The organism is Streptomyces sp. NBC_00386 (genome assembly GCF_036063235.1).
In the GTDB taxonomy this organism is placed as follows: domain Bacteria; phylum Actinomycetota; class Actinomycetes; order Streptomycetales; family Streptomycetaceae; genus Streptomyces.
Genome location: NZ_CP107950.1, coordinates 167,872 through 187,601, shown reverse-complemented (window position 1 = coordinate 187,601; position 19,730 = coordinate 167,872). Strand labels below are relative to the sequence as shown.

Annotated in this window: 12 protein-coding genes and 1 riboswitch; of the genes, 9 read left to right on the top strand and 3 right to left on the bottom strand. The window is 72.1% G+C overall.

What is annotated here, in order from left to right; all coding sequences use genetic code 11:
* Window positions 1-2 precede the first annotated feature (2 nt).
* The 7 genes from OG780_RS44470 to OG780_RS00715 all read left to right on the top strand — a co-directional run bounded on the left by OG780_RS44470 (window position 3) and on the right by OG780_RS00715 (window position 12,293).
* Window positions 3-1,391 carry a type I polyketide synthase gene (locus OG780_RS44470; RefSeq protein WP_443062288.1) on the top strand — a complete coding sequence of 463 codons (1,389 nt, stop codon included), beginning with the start codon at window positions 3-5 and terminating at the stop codon, window positions 1,389-1,391.
* A 5-nt stretch (window positions 1,392-1,396) separates the two neighbouring features.
* A complete protein-coding gene (locus OG780_RS00740; protein WP_328443584.1) occupies window positions 1,397-4,537 on the top strand; it encodes a type I polyketide synthase in 3,141 nt (1,046 codons plus the stop codon).
* Between the two features lie 189 nt (window positions 4,538-4,726).
* A complete protein-coding gene (locus tag OG780_RS00735) occupies window positions 4,727-7,993 on the top strand; it encodes a non-ribosomal peptide synthetase (RefSeq protein WP_328443582.1) in 3,267 nt (1,088 codons plus the stop codon).
* 52 nt (window positions 7,994-8,045) lie between these two features.
* Complete coding sequence (gene ccrA, locus OG780_RS00730; RefSeq protein WP_328443580.1) at window positions 8,046-9,404, top strand: crotonyl-CoA carboxylase/reductase; 1,359 nt, start codon at window positions 8,046-8,048, stop codon at window positions 9,402-9,404.
* A 1-nt stretch (window position 9,405) separates the two neighbouring features.
* Window positions 9,406-10,395, top strand: coding sequence for a 3-oxoacyl-ACP synthase III family protein (locus tag OG780_RS00725; protein ID WP_328443578.1), 990 nt, complete (start codon window positions 9,406-9,408; stop codon window positions 10,393-10,395).
* Window positions 10,392-11,276, top strand: coding sequence for a 3-hydroxybutyryl-CoA dehydrogenase (locus OG780_RS00720; RefSeq protein WP_328443576.1), 885 nt, complete (start codon window positions 10,392-10,394; stop codon window positions 11,274-11,276). The genes OG780_RS00725 and OG780_RS00720 overlap by 4 nt, the downstream gene beginning before the upstream one ends.
* 51 nt (window positions 11,277-11,327) lie before the next feature.
* A riboswitch (ZMP/ZTP riboswitch) is annotated at window positions 11,328-11,414 on the top strand.
* Between the two features lie 21 nt (window positions 11,415-11,435).
* Window positions 11,436-12,293: a bifunctional 5,10-methylenetetrahydrofolate dehydrogenase/5,10-methenyltetrahydrofolate cyclohydrolase gene (locus tag OG780_RS00715; protein WP_328443574.1), complete on the top strand. Its 858-nt coding sequence runs from the start codon at window positions 11,436-11,438 to the stop codon at window positions 12,291-12,293.
* An 80-nt stretch (window positions 12,294-12,373) separates the two neighbouring features.
* Here OG780_RS00715 and OG780_RS00710 read toward each other — a convergent pair whose 3' ends face one another.
* The 3 genes from OG780_RS00710 to OG780_RS00700 all read right to left on the bottom strand — a co-directional run bounded on the left by OG780_RS00710 (window position 12,374) and on the right by OG780_RS00700 (window position 15,430).
* Window positions 12,374-13,072 carry a thioesterase II family protein gene (locus OG780_RS00710; protein WP_328443571.1) on the bottom strand — a complete coding sequence of 233 codons (699 nt, stop codon included), beginning with the start codon at window positions 13,070-13,072 and terminating at the stop codon, window positions 12,374-12,376.
* 144 nt (window positions 13,073-13,216) lie between these two features.
* Entirely contained in the window at window positions 13,217-14,734 is a 1,518-nt protein-coding gene (locus tag OG780_RS00705; protein WP_328443569.1) for an FAD-dependent monooxygenase, read from the bottom strand.
* A gap of 288 nt (window positions 14,735-15,022) precedes the next feature.
* Window positions 15,023-15,430 (bottom strand): hypothetical protein, encoded by a 408-nt coding sequence (locus tag OG780_RS00700; protein ID WP_328443567.1) that lies wholly within the window; start codon window positions 15,428-15,430, stop codon window positions 15,023-15,025.
* A gap of 539 nt (window positions 15,431-15,969) precedes the next feature.
* On the opposite strand from OG780_RS00700, the gene OG780_RS00695 reads away from it, so the two are divergent.
* Together OG780_RS00695 and cimA are read left to right on the top strand one after the other, a co-directional pair.
* On the top strand, window positions 15,970-17,547 hold the full coding sequence (locus tag OG780_RS00695; RefSeq protein WP_328443565.1) for an acyl-CoA carboxylase subunit beta: 1,578 nt from the start codon (window positions 15,970-15,972) through the stop codon (window positions 17,545-17,547).
* A gap of 476 nt (window positions 17,548-18,023) precedes the next feature.
* Window positions 18,024-19,655 (top strand): citramalate synthase, encoded by a 1,632-nt coding sequence (gene cimA, locus OG780_RS00690; protein ID WP_328443563.1) that lies wholly within the window; start codon window positions 18,024-18,026, stop codon window positions 19,653-19,655.
* Window positions 19,656-19,730 lie beyond the last annotated feature (75 nt).

Sequence of the window (19,730 nt, the reverse complement as noted above, 5' to 3'; positions counted from 1 at the left end):
AGATGAGCCAGGGCCGCCACATCGGCAAACTGGTCCTGGAAGTGGGCGACGGCCTCGGCGGCGGCACCGTGCTGCTCACCGGCGGCACCGGGGGAGTGGGCTCGCTCCTGGCCCGCCACCTCGTCGCCGAACACGGCGTACGGAGCCTGCTCCTGGCCAGCCGCAGCGGCCCCGCCGCCGACGGCGTCGCCGAACTGGTCGCCGACCTCGAAGGCGCCGGAGCGGCCGTACAGGTCGCGGCCCTGGACATCGCGGACCGGACCGCCGTCGCGGACCTGCTCACGCGCCTGCCCGGCCGCTACCCGCTGACCGCGGTCGTGCACGCGGCGGGAGCCCTCGCCGACGGCACCGTCGAGTCACTGACCGCACAGAGCGTCGATGACGTGCTGCGCGCCAAGGCCGGCGGCGCGATCAACCTCGACGAGCTGACCCGCGAGCACCCCCTGTCGGCGTTCATCGCGTTCTCCGCCCTCGCGGGCACGCTCGGCAACGCGGGACAGGCCAACTACGCCGCCGCCAACGCCTTCCTGGACGGCCTCGCGGCCCGGCGCAAGGCCTCCGGCCTGCCCGGCACCTCACTGGCCTGGGGCTGGTGGGAGCACAGCAGCGGCATGACCGGCGAGCTCGACGCCGCCGACCTCGCCCGGCTGCGCCGCACCGGCATCACCGCCATGCCGACCCCCGAGGCCCTGGCCCTGTTCGACACGGCCCGCGCCGACGGCAAGCCGGCCCTCGTCCCGGCCCACCTGGACCTCCCCGTACTGCGCGGCAAGAACGCCGAGGAGGTACCGCCGCTGCTGCGCGACCTCGTCGAGAACGGTCGCCCGCGCCGCACCAGGACCGGCACCGGCACCAGCCAGGAGAGCGGCCCGGCCCACCTGCCCGCCCGGCTGGCCGGCCTGCCGGGCGACCAGGCACGGGCAACGGTCCTGGAATGGGTCCGCGAACAGGTCGCCGTCGTCTTCGGACACACCTCCGGCGCGAGCGTCGACGTCGACGAGGCCTTCACCCGGCTCGGCTCCGACTCCCTGATCGCCGTCGAACTCTGCAACCGCCTGAACGCCTCCACCGGTCTTCGACTGCCGTCCACCATCGTCTTCAGCTACCCGACACCACGCGAACTGAGCGACCACATCAGCGACCTGCTGCGCCCGCCGGCGGACACCGGCATCCCCGAGGCCACCGAAGACGCGGCGATCCGGGAAGTGCTGCGGACCGTCTCCATCGACAGCCTGCGCAGCGCGGGCGTCCTCGACCTGGTCCTGGCCTGCGCCGAGACCCCCGGCGCGGGCGGCGCCGCCCTGGCCGCGGACGAGAGCACCGGCACGGACGAACTGTCGGACCTGGATCTCGAAGCACTGGTCGACCTGGCCCTGGATGACAAGAGGTGAATGGCATGACCGACTCCGCGGAACGCACGGCGGACGGCGCGGACCGGGTCCAGCGGGCACTGCGCACGCTCCTGGAGGAACGCGACCGCCTCCGGCAGGAGAACGACGCCCTCAAGGCCGGCCGCGGCGAGCCGATCGCCGTGGTGGCCATGGCCTGCCGCTACCCGGGAGGCGTCTCGACACCGGAGGAACTGTGGGACGTGGTCCGCGAGGGCCGCGACGTCATCGGCGACTTCCCGCAGGACCGCGGGTGGCGCGACGTGTACGACCCGGACCCCGACGCCACCGGCCACGCCTACACCGACCAGGGAGGGTTCCTGGACGACGTCGCCGGCTGGGACGCCGACTTCTTCGGCACCAGCCCGCGTGAGGCGCTGGCCGTCGACCCGCACCACCGCCTGCTGCTGGAGACCTCCTGGGAGGCCTTCGAACGGGCCGGCATCGTCCCCGCCGACATCCGCGGCTCCGAGGTCGGCGTCTTCTCCGGGGTCAGCTCCTCCGAGTACGGATGGCGCTTCCTGGAGGGCGGCCAGAAGGACCTGGAGGGCTACCTGCTGTACGGCAGCGCCCTGAGCGTCGCCTCCGGCCGCGTCGCCTACGAGCTCGGCCTGACCGGGCCCGCGGTGTCGGTGGACACGGCGTGCTCCTCCTCGCTGGTGGCCCTCCACATGGCGGTGCAGTCCCTGCGCTCGGGGGAGTGCTCCCTGGCGCTGGCCGGCGGGGCGCTGGTGATGGCGACGCCCGCGATGTTCGTGGAGTTCTCCCGGCAGGCCGCCCTCTCGCCCGACGGCCGCTGCAAGGCCTTCGCGGACGGCGCCGACGGGACCGGCTGGGCCGAGGGCGTGGGCGTGCTGCTCCTGGAGCGGCTGTCCGACGCCCGGCGCAACAACCACCCGGTGCTGGCCGTCGTGCGCGGCAGCGCGGTCAACCAGGACGGCGCCAGCAACGGCCTGACCGCCCCCAACGGCCGCGCCCAGGAGAAGGTGATGCGCAAGGCCCTGGCGAACGCGGGCGTCACCCCCGCCGAGGTGGACCTCGTCGAGGCCCACGGCACCGGAACCGTGCTCGGCGACCCCATCGAGGCCGGCGCGCTGCTGGCCACCTACGGCCGGGGCCGCGACCAGGACAGGCCGCTGTGGCTGGGCTCCCTGAAGTCGAACCTGGGGCACGCCCAGGCCGCCGCCGGGGTCGGCGGGGTCATCAAGACCGTGATGGCCCTGCGCCACGGCCACCTGCCCAAGACCCTGCACGTGAGTGAACCCTCGCACCACGTGGACTGGTCCGCCGGCGCGGTTCGGATCCTCACCGAGGGACGCGCGTGGACGAAGACGGACGGTCCGCGCCGGGCCGGGGTGTCCTCGTTCGGCGTCAGCGGCACCAACGCGCACATCGTCCTGGAGCAGGCCCCGCCCCAGGACCAGGACCAGGAGCAGGAGCGGCACGACGGGCGAGGCGCGGACGCGGGTGTCGTCGGCGGCCTGGTGCCGTGGACGGTGTCGGCCAAGACCGCCAAGGCCCTGCGGCAGCAGGCGGCCAAGCTGCGCGACTTCGCCGCCGCCGACCCCGGCCTGGACCTCGCCGGCGCCGGCTGGTCGCTGGCATCGGGCCGCTCACGGTTCGAGCACCGCGCGGTGGTGCTGGGCCGCACCAAGGACGAACTCCTCGGCGCGCTGACGGCGCTGAGCGAGGACACGGAGTCCGCCGCGGTGGTCCGCGGCACGGCCGGGGACCTCGGCGGCGTCGCCTTCATGTTCCCCGGGCAGGGCTCCCAGTGGGCCGGCATGGGACGGGAGCTGTACGCCGCCTTCCCGGTCTTCGCGCGGAGCCTGGACGCCTGCGCGGCCGCACTGGCCGAGTGGACCGACTGGTCGCTGCTCGACGTCATCCGAGGCGTTCAGGGCGCGCCGGGCCTGGACCGGGTGGACGTGGTGCAGCCGGCCCTGTTCTCGGTGATGGTGTCCATGGCCGCCCTGTGGCGGTCCTGGGGCGTCCAGCCGTCCGCGGTGGTGGGCCACAGCCAGGGCGAGATCGCCGCCGCCCATGTGTGCGGCGCGCTGTCCCTGCGGGACGCCACCAAGATCGTGGCACTGCGCAGCAAGGCCCTGGTGGAGCTGATCGGACACGGCGGGATGGCGTTCGTCGCGGAGTCCGAAGCGGTGGTGCAGCAGCACCTGGCGCCGTGGAGCGAGCGGATCAGTGTCGCCGTGGTCAACGGACCCCGCGCGGTCGTCGTGTCCGGGGAACCGGACGCGCTCGACGAATTCATCGAGAAGATGAAGGCCGACGGCTGCCAGGCCCAGCGCATCAAGGTCGATTACGCCTCGCATTCGCACCAGGTGACCCGGGTACGGGACGAGGTGATCGGCGCGCTGTCCGACGTGAGCCCGAAATCGTCGGAACTGCCTTTCTATTCGACCCTGTACGGCGAAATCATCGACACCGCGCGGCTGGACGCCGACTATTGGTACAACAACCTGCGCGAGAAGGTCCGCTTCGAATCGTCCGTACGGCAGCTGGCCGCGGACGGGTTCCGGGTGTTCGTCGAGATGAGCCCGCACCCCGTGCTGACCGTCCCCGTGCAGGAGATGACCGAGGACCTGGACGACGCGCTGGTGCTGTCGTCGTCGCGGCGCGGCCGGGGCGAGGTGGAGGCCGTCCTCTCCTCGCTGGCCGCGCTCCACGTCCGGGGCGGGAGCGTGGACTGGTCCGCCCTGTTCGCCACCCGCCGAAGGGTCGATCTGCCGACCTACGCCTTCCAGCGGCAGCGGTACTGGCTGAGCTCCTCGCCCGCCTCGGCCGTGGTGGCAGAGGCCTCCCCGCAGGAGCCGCCGCAGGTGGCCGACGACCGGCAGGTTCCGCTGCCGGAGCGGATCGTGGCGCTCGTCCCCGACGACGCGCAGGCCCTCGTCCTGGACCATGTCCTGGAGCGGGTCGCCGTCGTGCTGGGGCATCCCTCCGGCGAATCGGTCGATCCCGACGGGGAGTTCACGAAGATCGGCTTCGACTCGATGCTGTCGGCGGACCTGAGCAAACGCCTGACTGCCTCGACCGGCCTGAAACTGCGGCCGAACGTGGTGCTGCGCCACCCCTCCCCGCGGCTGATCGCCCGGCACATCGTGTCCTCGCTGGCCAAGTCGGCCGGCTGAACCGACCGTGCTCGGGGCGCGCTTGCACCCGCTCCGGGACGCAGGCGCGCCCTGCGGAAAATGTCCCGCCAGGGGAATGCCCCGCCGGTGGAATGTCCCGCCGGCGGGACACCGCAAGCCCGTGAACGGCTTGTCCCGCCCCCGTACCAAGTTGTCTTGACCGGCTGATTCACCTTCCGTGAAGGTGGGGTGATCTGCGAATTCCTCCGATTCCCGGACCTGTTCTCCAAGGGGTTGATCCGTGTGCGTGCATTCGCTGCTTCGTCCGCGCATAAAGGACTGTGGCTGGCGGAGGAAATGTCTGCCGACACGCTGAACCATGCGCTGACCATGTGGGACGTGGACGGTGAACTGGACGCGGCCGTCATGGAGTCCGCGTTCCTGCACGTGCTGGACGAGGCCGAGGTCCTGCGCGTCACCTTCGCCGACGACGGCGACGGGCTGCGCCTGACACCGCGCGAACTGGGGGACTGGCGGCCCTTCCTCCTGGACCTGTCCGCCGAGGCCGACCCCGAGCAGGCGGCGCGCGACGCACTGGCCGACCTGATCCGCAAACCGTTCGACCTCGCACGGGACCTGCTGTTCCGGATGGGCGTCATCACCCTCGCACCGGCCCGCTCGCTCGTGGTGATCGCCTACCACCACCTCGTCTCGGACGGGTTCGGCACCGGCGGCCTGCTCTCCAAGCGTCTCGCCGAGGTCTACACGGCCCTGTCACGCGGCGAGCAGGTCCCCGCTCCGCCGCACCCCTGGGACGCCGAGTCGTTCGCGGCCGAGGCGGCCGGCTACCTCGCCTCGAAAGAGTTCACCGAGGACAGCGGGTTCTGGCGCGACTACCTCGCCGACGCGCCCGCCCCCGCACAGATCCCGCGCGTCACCCTGTCCGAGCCCGCGCGCGCCGCGCTCGCCGAACCGATGAGCAGCGCCGACCGCTGGGGCGAACTGACCGAGCCCATCGGCATGGTCAGCCGCACCCTGACCGTCCCGCGCGCCGAGGCCGACGCGTGGACCGAGGCGGCGAAATCCATGGGCGTGTGGACGTCCACGATGCTGACCACCGCCGCAGCCGTGTTCTTCCGCCACCGCTGCGACCGCCCCGAGTTCCTGCTCTCCCTCGCCGTCGGCAACCGGACCGGCGTCGCGAGCAGGACACCCGGCCTCGCGGTGAACGTCGTCCCCGTACGCGTGAAGGTCCCCCTGAACGCGACCTTCACCGACCTCGCCGACGCGATCGTCGACGAGACGTACGAGATCTCCGGCCACACCGCCTGCCACTACTCGGACATCCAGCGCGCGAGCCGGACCGCCCTGAGCGACCGCGGCAGCTTCGGCGCCGTCATGAACGTCGTCGAGTTCGTCGAGCAGCTCCGCTTCGGCGACCACCTGGCGCGCTACCTCGGCGGAACCACCGGCTCCTTCGACGAACTGTCGATCGGCGTCTACACCGACGGCAGCGCCGACAGCGACCTGTTCATCCGCCTCGACGCCCCCGCACGCCTCTACCACCGCGCCGAACTGCGCTTCATCGGCGAAGAGCTGATCGCCCACATCCGCGCCGTGGTGGCCGACGGGGAACAGAGCGTCGGCGCGCTGGACGCGCTCACCGGCGCCGGGCGGGAGCGGGTGCTGACGGCACCGAACGACACGCACGCACCCCTTCCCGCACTCACCGTTCCTCAGCTGTTCGCCCGCCAGGTGACATCGGCCCCCGACGCCGTCGCGCTGATCAGCGGCGACCTCACCCTCTCCTACCGGGAACTCGACGAGCGCTCCGGCCGCCTGGCCGACGCCCTGCGCGGCCACGGCGTCGGCCCCGACACGGTCGTGGCGGTGGCACTGGAGAGGTCGGTGGACCTGGCCGTCGCCCTGCTCGGCGTGGCCAAGGCCGGCGGAGCCTACCTGCCCCTCGACCCGGCACCGCCCGCGGCACAGGCCAAGCTCGTGGCCGGCGACGCCGCCGCACACGCCCTGCTCACCGACGCGGCGACCGCCCAGGCACTCTCCGCCGGCCTGCGGATCCCCGCGCTCGTCCTCACCGACCTCACCGGCACCGCCACCACCGAGGCCGCACCGGCCGCCCCGCTCCCGCACCCGGACAACCTCCTGGCCGTGACACCCGCCTCGTCCACGGCCGGCGCCGCCGCGGTCGGCATCACCCACCGCAACATGGCGCGCTTCGCCCTGGACCGCACCTGGCGCGACACCGCCCGCGCCGCCGTGCTGTGGCACACCCCGGCGACCTCCGACACCCTCGCCCTCGAACTGTGGGCACCCCTGCTGAACGGCGGCCGCGTGATCGTCGCTCCCCCCGGGGAACCCGGCACCGACGCACTCACCCAGGCGCCCACGGCCCACGGCATCCCCGCCGTGTGGCTGCCCGCCGACCGGTTCGCGCAGATCGCGGCCCACGACCCCGCCTCCCTGGCCGGGCTGCGCGAGGTGTTCACCGGCGGCGACCGCGTCCCCGCGGCCGCACTGCGCCGCGTCCGCCAGGCCTGCCCCGACCTGACCGTCGTGACCGGCCACGGCCCCACGGAAGCCACCGTGTTCGCCGCGGCCGACCGCCTGACCGCCCACGAACCACAGCACCGCGCGGGCACCCTCGGCCGCCCGGCCGACAACACCGCCCTCTACGTCCTGGGCCCGGGCCTGGCGCCCGTCCCCGCCGGCGTCACCGGCGAGCTGTACGTGGCCGGGTCCGGTGTGGCACGCGGATACCTCGGACGGACCGCACGCACCGCGGAACGCTTCGTGCCCTGCCCGTTCGGTCCGGCCGGCGCACGCATGTACCGCACCGGCGACCGGGTGCGCTGGGGCGCCGACGGCCGGATCGAGCACGTGGCCGACGCGGGCACCCAGGCCGGCGTACGCGGTCTCGGCGTCGAGCCGGCCGAGGTCGAGGAGGCGCTGGCCGAGCATCCCGCCCTCGCCCGCGCGGTCGTCGCCGTCAAGCAGGACAGCACCGGGCAGCAGCGCCTGGTGGCCTATGTCGTCCCGGCAAACGGATCGGCCGTCCCGGCGGGCGACGAACTGCGCCGCTTCGCCGCGGGACGACTCCCGGAGTCCGTCGTCCCGGCACTGTTCACCGTGCTGGAACGCCTGCCGCTGACGGCGGGCGGCAGGCTCGACCGGGCCGCACTGCCCGAGCCCGAGACCGAGCCCGACACCTACCGCGCACCGCGCAACGACACCGAACGGATCCTGGCCAAGGCGTTCGCCGAGGTCCTCGAAGTGGACCGGATCGGCATCGACGAGGACTTCTTCGACCTCGGCGGCAACTCGCTGCGCGCGATCCGGCTGGTCGGCCTGATCCGGGCCGAGCTGAAGCAGGAGGTGTCCATCCGCCGCCTGTTCGCGGCACGCACCATCACCGGCCTGTCGGACATGTGGAAGGACCTCGGCCAGTCCAGCAGGCCGAGTCTGCGCAGGCGGACGAAGGAGGGCGCGGTCCTCTGAGACCGCGCGGCCCGGTCAGCAGCGGTTCGGCACGGCAAAGGCGAAGGAAGCCATGGATTCTTTGACACAGGCCCTGCTGTCCGGGGCCGGCCCGGACGAACTCGGGCGACACGAACTCCCCTCCCACTACGAGGCGGCGCACCTCCTGGCCGCGGACCTCGGCATGTTCGACGGCGTGGCGGACAACGACGTCCGCAAGTCGCTGCACGTCGGGCAGGTCCCCATGCCGGACATCGCGCCGGACGAGGTGGTCGTCGCCGTCATGGCGAGCTCCATCAACTACAACACCGTGTGGTCGGCGACGTTCGAGCCGGTCCCCACGTTCGAGTTCCTCAAGCGCGGCGCCCGCCAGGGCGGCTGGGCCGCCCGGCACGACCTGCCCTACCACCAGGTCGGCTCGGACGCCTCCGGCGTCGTCGTACGCGTCGGGGCCGGGGTACGGCACTGGAAGCCGGGCGACCACGTCGTCGTCAGCTGCGTCCAGGTCGACGAGCAGGAACCGGCGACACACGCCGACGCCATGCTCGGGGCGGGGCAGAAGATCTGGGGCTACGAGACGAACTTCGGCGGCCTCGCCCACTACTCGGTGGTCCGCGCCAGCCAGCTCCTGCCCAAGCCGGCACACCTGACCTGGGAGGAGTCGGCGGGCGTCCTGCTGACCGCGGCGACCTCCTACCGGATGCTGGTCGGCGACAACGGCGCACGGATCAAACAGGGCGACATCGTCCTCGTCTGGGGCGCCACCGGCGGTCTCGGCGCGTTCGCGGTGCAGATGGTCAAGAACGCCGGCGGTATCGCCATCGGCGTCGTCGGCTCCGAACAAAAAGCCGAGGTGCTGCGCCGCCTGGGCTGCGACGTGGTGATCAACCGCAACGACATCGGCATGGGCGGCGACGACGCGCTCACCCCCGAGCGGACCATCGAGCTGGGCAAACGCCTCGGACGGGAGATCCGCCGGCAGGTCGGCGAGGACCCGCACGTCGTGTTCGACCACGTCGGAAGGGCGACGTTCGGGATCTCGGTGTTCGTCGTGCGCAAGGGCGGAACCGTCGTCACCTGCGGCTCCAGCACCGGCTACGACCACCACTTCGACAACCGCTACCTCTGGATGAACCTCAAGAAGATCGTGGGCAGTCACGCCGCGAACCTCCAGGAGCAGGCGGAGTGCAACCGGCTCTTCCAGCTCGGGCACCTCTCACCCGTCCTGTCCGAGGTCTTCCCACTGGCGGACGTCGGCGAGGCCGCCCGGCTGGTCCAGAACAACCGGCACACCGGAAAGGTCGGCGTCCTGTGCCTCGCCCCGGAGGAAGGGCTCGGCGTCACCGACCCCGCACTGCGCGAGAAGATCGGCACCCAGCGCCTCAACCCGCTGCGCCGCCCCGGCGCGCCCGATCCCCAAGAGGCGTCCTGACATGGGCATCGGCATACTCTCCACCGGCTCCTACCTGCCCAAGCACGAGGTCGGCAACGAAGAGGTCGCCGAGCGCGTCGGCGTCAGCGCGGAGTGGATCGAGCGCAAGACGCAGATCAAGTCCCGGCGCTACGCCGCCGAACACGAGGCGACCTCCGACCTGGCGGTCAAGGCCGCCGGACGCGCGCTGGAGCAGGCCGGGCTGGGCCCGGAGCAGATCGACCACATCATCGTCTCCACCTCCACCGGCGACTTCCCGCAGCCGCCCACCTCCTACCTGGTGCAGCACGGCCTGGGCGCCTACGGCGCGGCCTGCCTCGACATCAACGTCGTGTGCAGCGGCTTCGTCTACGCCCTGGCGCTGGCCCACAGCCTGGTGACCGTGAACCCGGCCGCCCGGGTACTGGTGATCGGCGCGGACGTCTACTCCCGGATCCTGGACTTCACCGACCGCCGCACGGCCATCCTGTTCGCCGACGGCGCCGGCGCCGCGGTCGTCGGCGCGGTCCCCGACCCGTACGGGATCATCGCCACCGATCTGTCCAGCCGCGGCGACGCCCACCATCTGATCCGCGTCGAGGCCGGCGGCAGCCGCAGACCGGCGTCCGCAGCGACCGTCGCCGAGGGCGGCCACTACTTCAAGATGGACGGCCGCGGGGTACGGGACTTCGTCGCCGAACACGTCCCGCCCGCCCTCCTCGCCCTCACCCGCAGGGCCGGCGTCGACATCGGCGCGGTCGACCACTTCGTACCGCACCAGGCCAACGGCGTGATGCTCGGCGAGGTCGTCGAGCGCACCGGACTGGGCGCCGCACAGACCCACCGCACGCTGATCCGGTACGGCAACGTCGGCAGCGCCTCCGTCCCCGTCGCCCTCGACGAGGCGAGCCGCACCGGCGCGCTCAAGCAGGGGGACCTGGTCCTGCTCGCCGGATTCGGCGGCGGCATGTCGATCGGAGCGACACTTCTGAACTGGGGGACCCCCGCATGACCACGTCCACACACAGCGCCACCACCGCCATCGAGCGGGTGGGTGTCGCCGGCAGCGGCATCATGGGCACCGGCATCGCCGAACTGTGCGCCAAGAACGGCCTGAACGTGAAAGTCGCGGTGTTCTCCGAGGCATCCCTGCAGACGGCGCCGCAGCGGCTGGCCGCATCACTGGAGCGCGGCGTGGCCAAGGGCAAACTGACCGCGCGGGAACGCGACGCGGCCCTGGGCCGGGTGTCCTTCACCCGCGACCTCGCCGACCTCGCGGACCGCCAGCTGGTCATCGAGGCGGTCAAGGAGGACGAGCAGGTCAAACGGGACCTGTTCGCCACCCTCGACAAGACCGTCGAGGACCCGGACGCCATCCTGGCGACCAACACCTCCTCCCTCCCCGTCGTCCGGCTCGCCGCCGCGACCCGCCGCCCCGGCCAGGTCCTGGGCATCCACTTCTTCAACCCGGTGCCCGCACTGCCCCTCGTCGAGCTCGTCCCCTCCGTCCTGACGCACCAGACGGTCAGCGAACGCGCCCTGGCCTTCGTCCGCGACACCCTCGGCAAGAAACCGATCGCCTCCCCGGACCGGGCGGGCTTCCTCGTCAACGCCCTGCTGTTCCCCTACCTGCTGTCCGCGATCCGCATGGTCGAGTCGGGACTGGCGAGCGCCGAGGTCGTCGACCAGGGCATGGTCCAGGGCTGCGCGCATCCGATGGGCCCGCTGCGCCTGGCCGACCTCATCGGCCTGGACACCACCGTCTCCATCGCCCAGGCCATGTACGAGGAGTTCAAGGAGCCCCTGTACGCGCCGCCGCCGCTGCTGCTGCGCATGGTCGAGGGCGGCCTGCTGGGCAAGAAGTCCGGCCAGGGCTTTCACACTTATGCCTGAGCGGGCCTCTTCGATCTTCCGTTCATGACCGGCGGACAGGCCCTAGAGTGGTGCGCGGGCCGTGACTGGCGCTGAGGTGGAGCACCACCGGGGAGCGGTCTGACGAATCGGTCGATGCCGTGCGCCTGGGCGAGTGGTCAGCGACGCCTGGAGGCGACCATGTCCCAGACCCAGACAGCCCGACTCATGGACGGCACCGGCCTTGCCCGGCGCATCGTCGAGGAGACATCGGGCAGGGCGGCAGAGCTTGCGCGGCGCGTGGGCGTGACGCCCTGCCTGGCAACGGTGCTGGTGGGTGAGGATCCGGCTTCGGTGACGTACGTCCGCATGAAGCGGGCCCGCTGCGCGAAGGCGGGTATCGAGTCCCGGCTCGTCGCTCTGCCGGCCACCACGACGACCGCCGAGCTGGTGGAGACCCTCCGCTCCCTCTCGCAGGACACCGGCGTGCACGGCATCCTGCTGCAGCACCCTGTGGGCCCGCACATCGACGAGCGGGCGGCGTTCGAGGCCATCGCGCCGCAGAAGGACGTCGACGGGGTCACGATGAGCTCGTTCGGGGCGATGAGCTTCGGACTGCCTGGTTTCGCATCGTGCACCCCGGGCGGGATCATGCGGCTCCTGGACGAGTACGACGTCGAGCTCGCGGGCCGGCATGCCGTTGTCGTGGGCCGCAGCGCGATCCTCGGCAAGCCCGTCGGAATGCTCCTGCTCGCCCGGGACGCCACCGTCACCTACTGCCACTCCCGTACGACCGATCTGGCCGCGGCCGTGCGGGAAGCGGACGTTGTCGTGGCGGCCGTGGGACGGCCCCGGCTCATCCGCGGCGAGGACGTCAAGCCGGGGGCCGTCGTGATCGACGCCGGATACAACCCCGGCAACGTCGGTGACGTCGACTTCGACACGGCCCGCACGCGTGCCCGCCTGATCACGCCGGTTCCCGGTGGGGTCGGGCCCATGACCATCGCCGTCCTGCTGGCGCAGACGGTCGACGCGGCATCCGACCAGCTCACCCGCTGAGCGCGCCACGGCCAGGAGGCGAAGCGCGGATCGACCCGCGCTCCGCCTCCTGGCCGTGGCACCCGTGCGATGCCGCCCCTTCAGGAAGCGGCGGCCCGCGTGAGAAGGCCCTCGGTGACGGCGGCGGCGACCTGGCCGAGCTGGTCGAAGAGGTAGAAGTGCCCGCCGGGGAACACCTCCACCGTGAAGTCGCCGGTGGTGTGCTCCCGCCAGGTGTGGGCGTCCTCGACCGTCGCGATCGGGTCGCTGTCCCCGATCAGGGCGGTCACCGGGGCCGTGAGCGGCCCGCCGACGGGCCCGCGATAGGTGCCCAGGACGCGGTAGTCGGCCCGCAGCGCCGGCAGCACCAGCTCCAGGATGTCGGGGTCCTCCAGCATCGACTGGTCGGTGCCGCCCAGCCGGCGCACCTCGGCCAGCATGTCGGCGTCGTCGTAGAGGTCGTAGGCACTGTCGCGCAGGTCGGGACCGCCCCGGCCGGAGAAGAACACCCGCTGCGGGGCGGGCAGTTGACGCCGGGCCAGCAGCCGGGCCGTCTCGAACGCCACCAGCGCTCCCATGCTGTGCCCGAACAGGGCGTACGGCCGCCCGTCCGAGACCAGTTCACGGGCCAGCTCCTCCGTCACCGCCTCCGCGAGCGGCGCGAGAGCCGTGAACGGCTCCTCGCGGTAGCGGTCCTGGCGGCCCGGGTACTGCACGGACACCACGTCGACGTCCGGGTGCAGCGTGCGCGCCAGGTCCTTGAACGCCGTCGCGGAGCCCCCCGCGTGCGGGAAGCACACGAGCCGCGGTCCCTTTGAGGCAGTCGTGGTGAAGCGTCGCAACCACGTGCTGTTCACTGTCGGTGTGTTCCCTTCGTAGGGTCGTCACGGCCGGGCCCCGCCGGTGGGCGGACCGGCCGGCCGTTCGTTTCGGGCACGGGCCGCTCAGCCCTGAAGGGCCGGGCCGAACCAGGCTTCGAGGGCGGCCCGCAGCGCGGCGGCATCGGGCGGGGTGCCGGCCGCCACCGCCCAGGCGACATGGCCGTCGGGGCGGACAAGGAGCGCGTCCGGTGCGGGGATCTCGCCGAGGGCCGGGACGATCCAGTGCTCGTCCTCGCTGCGCGCCTCGACCACGTCCACGCGGTCGGCCCAGCCCCGGGCGGCCGCGGCCGCCCCGGGGCTGCCGGCCAGGTCGAGCAGGACCGGGCGGGCGGCGTGCAGCAGCTCGTGGACCCGGGTGGCGCCGTCGGACGCCTTCAGATCGGCGTCCGGGACCCGGCGCCCCACCAGCGGGTGGTCGCCGTCGACGGGATAGCGGATGTCCAGCGCCGTCAGCAGATGACGCAGGTACTGGTTGACCTCGTCGAAGACCATCAGGGAGCCGAACACCTCACGCAACGCGTCCGTCTGCGGTCCGGGGCGCACCAGCGCCGACTGCGCCCGGGTGTTGTGCAGCACCCGCTCCCCGACCGGGTGCCGCTCGGCGTGGTAGGTGTCCAGCAGGCTCTCCGGCGCCCGGCCGCGCACCACCGCGGCGAGCTTCCAGCCGAGGTTGACCGCGTCCTGCACGCCCATGTTCAGCCCCTGCCCGCCGGCCGGGAAGTGGATGTGCGCCGCGTCGCCCGCGAGCAGCACCCGCCCCGTGCGGTACCGGTCGGCCTGCCGCGCCGCGTCGTTGAACCGGGAGACCCACCGGGGGTTGCGCATGCCGAAGTCGGTGCCCGCCACCCTGACCAGGGACTCCCGCAGCCGCTCGAACGTCACCTCCTCGTCGCGGTCCGCGCCCCGGTCGAACTCCGAGGTGATCACCCGGTGCCAGCCCGGCTCGAACGCGATCGCCGAGTAGTCGCCGCCCGCGGTGCGCCGCACCCAGACGTAGTCCTCGCCCAGACCGGGCAGCTCGACGTCGCCGATCAGCGCCGTCATCGTCGCCTCGGTGCCGGGGAAGCCGATGCCCGCCAGCCTGCGCACCGTGCTGCGCCCGCCGTCGCAGCCCACCAGGTAGCGGGCGCGCAGCGTCACGGGCACATCCCGCTCCCCGCCGACCTCGACGCTCACACCGCCCTCGTCCTGGCGAAGCCCGCTCACCTCGCATCCGCGGCGCACCCGCACACCGAGCTGCACGGCCCACTCCTCCAGGAGCCGCTCGATGGCGGACTGCAGGATCATCAGCGGGTAGGGGTGGCGCGACTCCGACTCGTCGAAGTCGAGGTAGAGGCCGGAGAAGTGGCCCACCGGCTGCAGCTGTCCCTCCGCCAGGAAGCGTTCCAGGACGCCGCGCTGGTCGAGGATCTCCAGGGTGCGGGAGTGGATCCCGCCGGCCCGTGACTCGCCCGAGCGCTGCGCGAGCCGCTCGACCACGATCACGTCGGCGCCCGCCAGCCGCAGTTCGCAGGCGAGCATCAGGCCCGTGGGCCCGGCGCCCGCGATCACCACATCCGTGTCCGTGCCGGTGTGTCCCACGTGTGCCCCCTCTTTCCGCTGCGCCTGTCACGGCATTGGATGACCTCCACGCTCACGCACGCGACGCAGCGGTTCAAGACAACCCGGCGCCGGCAGGCGGCTGTTCGCGGGCGGGCTTGCCACGTCCCGCCGGCCGGCCCTCGTGTCCCGCCGGCGGGACACGAGACGGTGCGCGAAGACGGCAGGCTCCGCCGGAGCGTTCTCCGGCGGAGCCAGGTGGTGAAGCGGCGGAGCCAGGGGTGAAGCGGGGGAGCGGTGCCGAAGGCGTACCGGTACCGGGCCGGTGTGTCAGGCGGCGTCCAGAGCGGCGGTGATCTTGCCGGCGGTCGCGGTGAGGGTGGGGCCGGGCTCGCCCTTGGAGGTGCGGGCGGACGCTTCGACGGCGACGAGGACGGTGCTGCGGAAGTTGTCGGCCTCCTCGGGGGCCTGCTTCTTCAGCAGCTGCACGGCGGCGGTCAGGGCGGGCAGGACGCGGTCGGCGATCTCGGCCGCGGACTTGCCGCTCAGGTCCCCGACCGGGGACTTCTCCGCCAGCACGTGGCCGACCAGACCGGTGCCGGTGGTCAGGGCGATGCTGCCCTGGGTGGCCACCTTGTGCGGGGAGTCGGCGCCGGCGGCCGCGGCCATCAGCGTCACGGCGCCGTAGGCGGCGGTGCGCAGGGTCAGCTTGTCCTGGTCGCTGAGGGTGACGGACATGGTGGGGGGCTCCTTCGTGTCGTACGCCGTGCCCGGCGTCGCTCCGTTTCCGTGGCTCCACTGTGGCACATGTATGGCATCACTGTGAGCCATTAATGGCGCCGATATGCGCCATGAGATGACCTGCGCTCATGAAGCCACAGCTCACACGGCATGACCGCGCATGACCGCAGACGCCAAGACGACCGAATCCCGACGACGCCACCGCCGGAACCGAGCGCTTCGGCCACACCGACCGCTTCGGCCGCACCGGCCTCTTCCGGCGGCGGACGGGCAGGAAGCCCGCCGGCGTCCTCGGGGGATGGTGGGGACACCGGCGGGCCCTTCGGTGCTCCAAGAAGGCTCTTGACCGTCCGCATCGGAGCTCACGACCTTGAGCGTCGCACGCCGCACTCGACACGGCCTCGAGCGCCGCTGGAGCGCCCGGCGTGTCCGTAGCGATCGTCGTCCGGCGCTCCAACCGGCTTCAAGTGATCTGACGGACGCTGGCGTTCGGCCCATCAGACGGATGGCTGATCACGACGGCCGGAAGGAATTCGATGACCGCCCTGGACGGCACACCGGTCGGGCTGCGGCGCGGCACGGTCGCCGAACTCGAGGCCGTACGCGCCGACATGCGCCGAGGACCCAGCGACAAAGCCACCGAGACACAGCACGCCAAGGGCAAGCTCACCGCCCGCGAGCGCCTCCAACTCCTCTTCGACGACGGCCGGTTCACCGAAGTCGAAGGACTGCGCAGACACCGGGCCGGCGGCTTCGGCCTGGAGGACAAGCGCCCCTGGACCGACGGCGTCGTCACCGCCTGGGGCCGGGTCTTCGGCCGGGTCGTCTTCGCCTACGCCCACGACTTCCGCATCTTCGGAGGCTCCCTCGGCGAGGCCCACGCCGAGAAGATCCACAAGATCATGGACATGGCCGCCACCGCGGGCGCCCCGATCGTGGGACTGTGCGACGGCGCCGGAGCACGCATCCAGGAAGGGGTGACCGCGCTCGCCGGCTACGGCGGCATCTTCCAGCGCAACGTCCGCAACTCCGGTGTCATCCCGCAGATCAGCGTGATGATGGGCCCCTGCGCGGGCGGCGCGGCCTACTCCCCGGCCCTGACCGACTTCGTGTTCATGGTGCGCGGCACCTCGCAGATGTTCATCACCGGACCCGACGTCGTACAGACCGTCACCGGCGAACGGATCAGCCACGACGAACTCGGCGGCGCCGACGCCCACACCACCCTCTCCGGAGTCGCCCACTTCGCCTACGACGACGAGGAGAGCTGCCTCGCCGACGTCCGCTACCTGCTCTCCTTCCTGCCCGCCAACAACCGTGAACAGCCACCGTCCGAGCCCGGCGCCGACCGGCCCGACCGGCTCACCCCCGCCCTGCGCGACCTGGTGCCCTCCGACGAGAAACGCGCCTACGACATGCGCGAGGTCATCGAGGAGTTCGTCGACGACGGCGACTTCTTCGAGGTGCACGAGGCATGGGCACCCAACGTCGTGTGCGCCCTGGCCCGGCTGGACGGCCAAGTCGCCGGCATCGTCGCCAACCAGCCCGCGGCCCTCGCCGGAGTCCTCGACATCAAGGGCAGCGAGAAAGCGGCCCGCTTCGTGCAGATGTGCGACTCCTTCAACATCCCGCTCGTGACGCTGGTCGACGTGCCCGGCTTCCTGCCCGGCGTCGGCCAGGAACACGGCGGCATCATCCGGCACGGCGCGAAACTCCTCTACGCCTACTGCAACGCGACCGTCCCCCGCGTCCAGGTGATCCTGCGCAAGGCCTACGGCGGCGCCTACATCGTCATGGACTCCCGCTCCATCGGCTCGGACCTCTCACTGGCGTGGCCCGGCAACGAGATCGCGGTGATGGGCGCGGAGGGCGCCGCCAACATCGTCTTCCGGCGCGAGATCGCTGCCGCGGACGACCCCGAGGCCGCCCGCGGACAGCACATCAAGGAGTACCGGGAACAGCTCATGCACCCCTACTACGCCGCCGAACGCGGCCTGGTTGACGATGTCATCGACCCCGCGGAGACCCGCGCCAGACTCATCGACGCACTCGCCGTGCTGCGCACCAAGTACGTGGCACAGCCCTCCCGCAAACACGGCAACCAGCCCCAATGACACACCGGGCCGGCCGGCCCGCCTCGTCACCCTTCAGTCAGGCGGCCCCTGCCGAAGTCCCTGCCGAAGCCCACGGCGCAGCAGCCGCAGCCGATGCCGGGAACAGCGCCGCACCAGCTCGGCGATCGCAACGCAGGCCCCGGCTTTCCCGCCCGCGACGGACGCGACGACGGACACGACGAGGGACGCGACGACGGGCTCCGGGGCGACGGCACGAGGGGACATGACTCTCCGGACGGTTGCCGCCCGCCGCCTCAGGGGCGGGCGGCACCACGGGTGTCGGGGGCCACGATGGACGGCCGTGAACGAGAAACGCTCGAAGAGCGGCAGAGAAGCCTTGACCCCGACGCGCACCGCCCTCCTGCCGGCCCGCCTCTGTGCCCATCCTCGACCGGGAAGCGAGCGCGAGGGGCCATAGATGGACGGTGCAGCCGGTCATCCCGGTGGACCGAGATCCCGAACAGGAGATGGTCGGCATGAGTATCAGCGCGAGCGAACGCACCGGGAACACCACCGGTGGACTCGACGATCTCTTCCACGTCTTCGACACGACGCTGCGCGACGGCGCGCAGCGCGAGGGCATCAACCTCACCGTGGCGGACAAGCTGGCCATCGCGCGGCACCTGGACGACTTCGGGGTGGGCTTCATCGAGGGCGGCTGGCCCGGCGCCAACCCCCGCGACACCGAGTTCTTCGCCCGCGCGCAGAGCGAACTCGACCTGCGGCACGCGCAGCTCGTGGCCTTCGGGGCGACCCGCAGGGCCGGCGCCAAGGCGAGCGAGGACCTCCAGGTCAAGGCACTCCTGGCCTCCGGCGCCCCGGTGATCACGCTGGTGGCCAAGGCGCACGACCGGCATGTGGAGCTGGCGCTGCGCACCACGCTGGAGGAGAACCTGGAGATGGTCCGCGACACCGTCTCCCACCTGGTCGCACAGGGACGGCGAGTGTTCGTGGACTGCGAGCACTTCTTCGACGGCTACCGGGCGAACCCCGCCTACGCGAAGTCCGTCGTCCGGGCCGCGCACGAGGCCGGCGCCGACGTGGTGGTGCTGTGCGACACCAACGGCGGCATGCTCCCCGCCCAGGTCCAGGCGATCGTGCAGACGGTCCTGGCGGACACCGGCGCCCGGCTGGGCATCCACGCCCAGGACGACACCGGCTGCGCGGTCGCCAACACGCTGGCCGCCGTCGACGCGGGCGCCACCCACGTCCAGTGCACCGCCAACGGCTACGGCGAGCGGGTCGGCAACGCCAACCTCTTCCCCGTCGTCGCCGCGCTGGAGCTCAAGTACGCCATGAAGGTCCTGCCCGCGGGCAAGCTCCGCGAGACCACCCGCATCTCCCACGCCATCGCCGAGGTCGTCAACCTCACCCCCTCCACCCACCAGCCCTACGTCGGGGTCTCCGCCTTCGCCCACAAGGCCGGCCTGCACGCCTCCGCCATCAAGGTCGACCCCGACCTCTACCAGCACATCGACCCCGAGCAGGTCGGCAACACCATGCGGATGCTGGTCTCCGACATGGCCGGCCGCGCCTCCATCGAGCTCAAGGGCAAGGAGCTCGGCGTCGACCTCGGCGGCGACCGCGAACTGGTCGGCCGGGTCGTGGAGCGGGTCAAGGAACGCGAACTCAAGGGCTACACCTACGAAGCAGCCGACGCGAGCTTCGAACTCCTGCTGCGCGAGGAGGTCGAGGGCAGACCGCTGCGCTACTTCCAGGTCGAGTCCTGGCGGGCCATCCTGGAGGACCGCCCCGACGGCAGCCACGTCAACGAGGTCACGGTCAAGCTGTGGGCCAAGGGCGAGCGCATCGTCGCCGCCGCCGAGGGCAACGGCCCGGTCAACGCCCTGGACCGCGCCCTGCGCGTCGGCCTGGAACAGATCTACCCGCAGCTCGCCCGCCTCGGGGTGGTCGACTACAAAGGCCGCATCCTGGAGGCCAGACACGGCACCGAGTCCACGACCCGCGTCCTGATCTCCACGTCCGACGGCACGGGGGAGTGGTCCACGGTCGGCGTGGCGGACAACGTCATCGCCGCGTCCTGGCAGGCACTGGAGGACGCGTACACCTACGGCCTGCTGCGAGCGGGCGTCGAACCCGTCGACTGAGAAACTGTGTCACCCCTTTCGCCCACCCCGGCCTGCGACACCAGCGTCACCCGGTCGCCCCCCAGCCGGACGAGG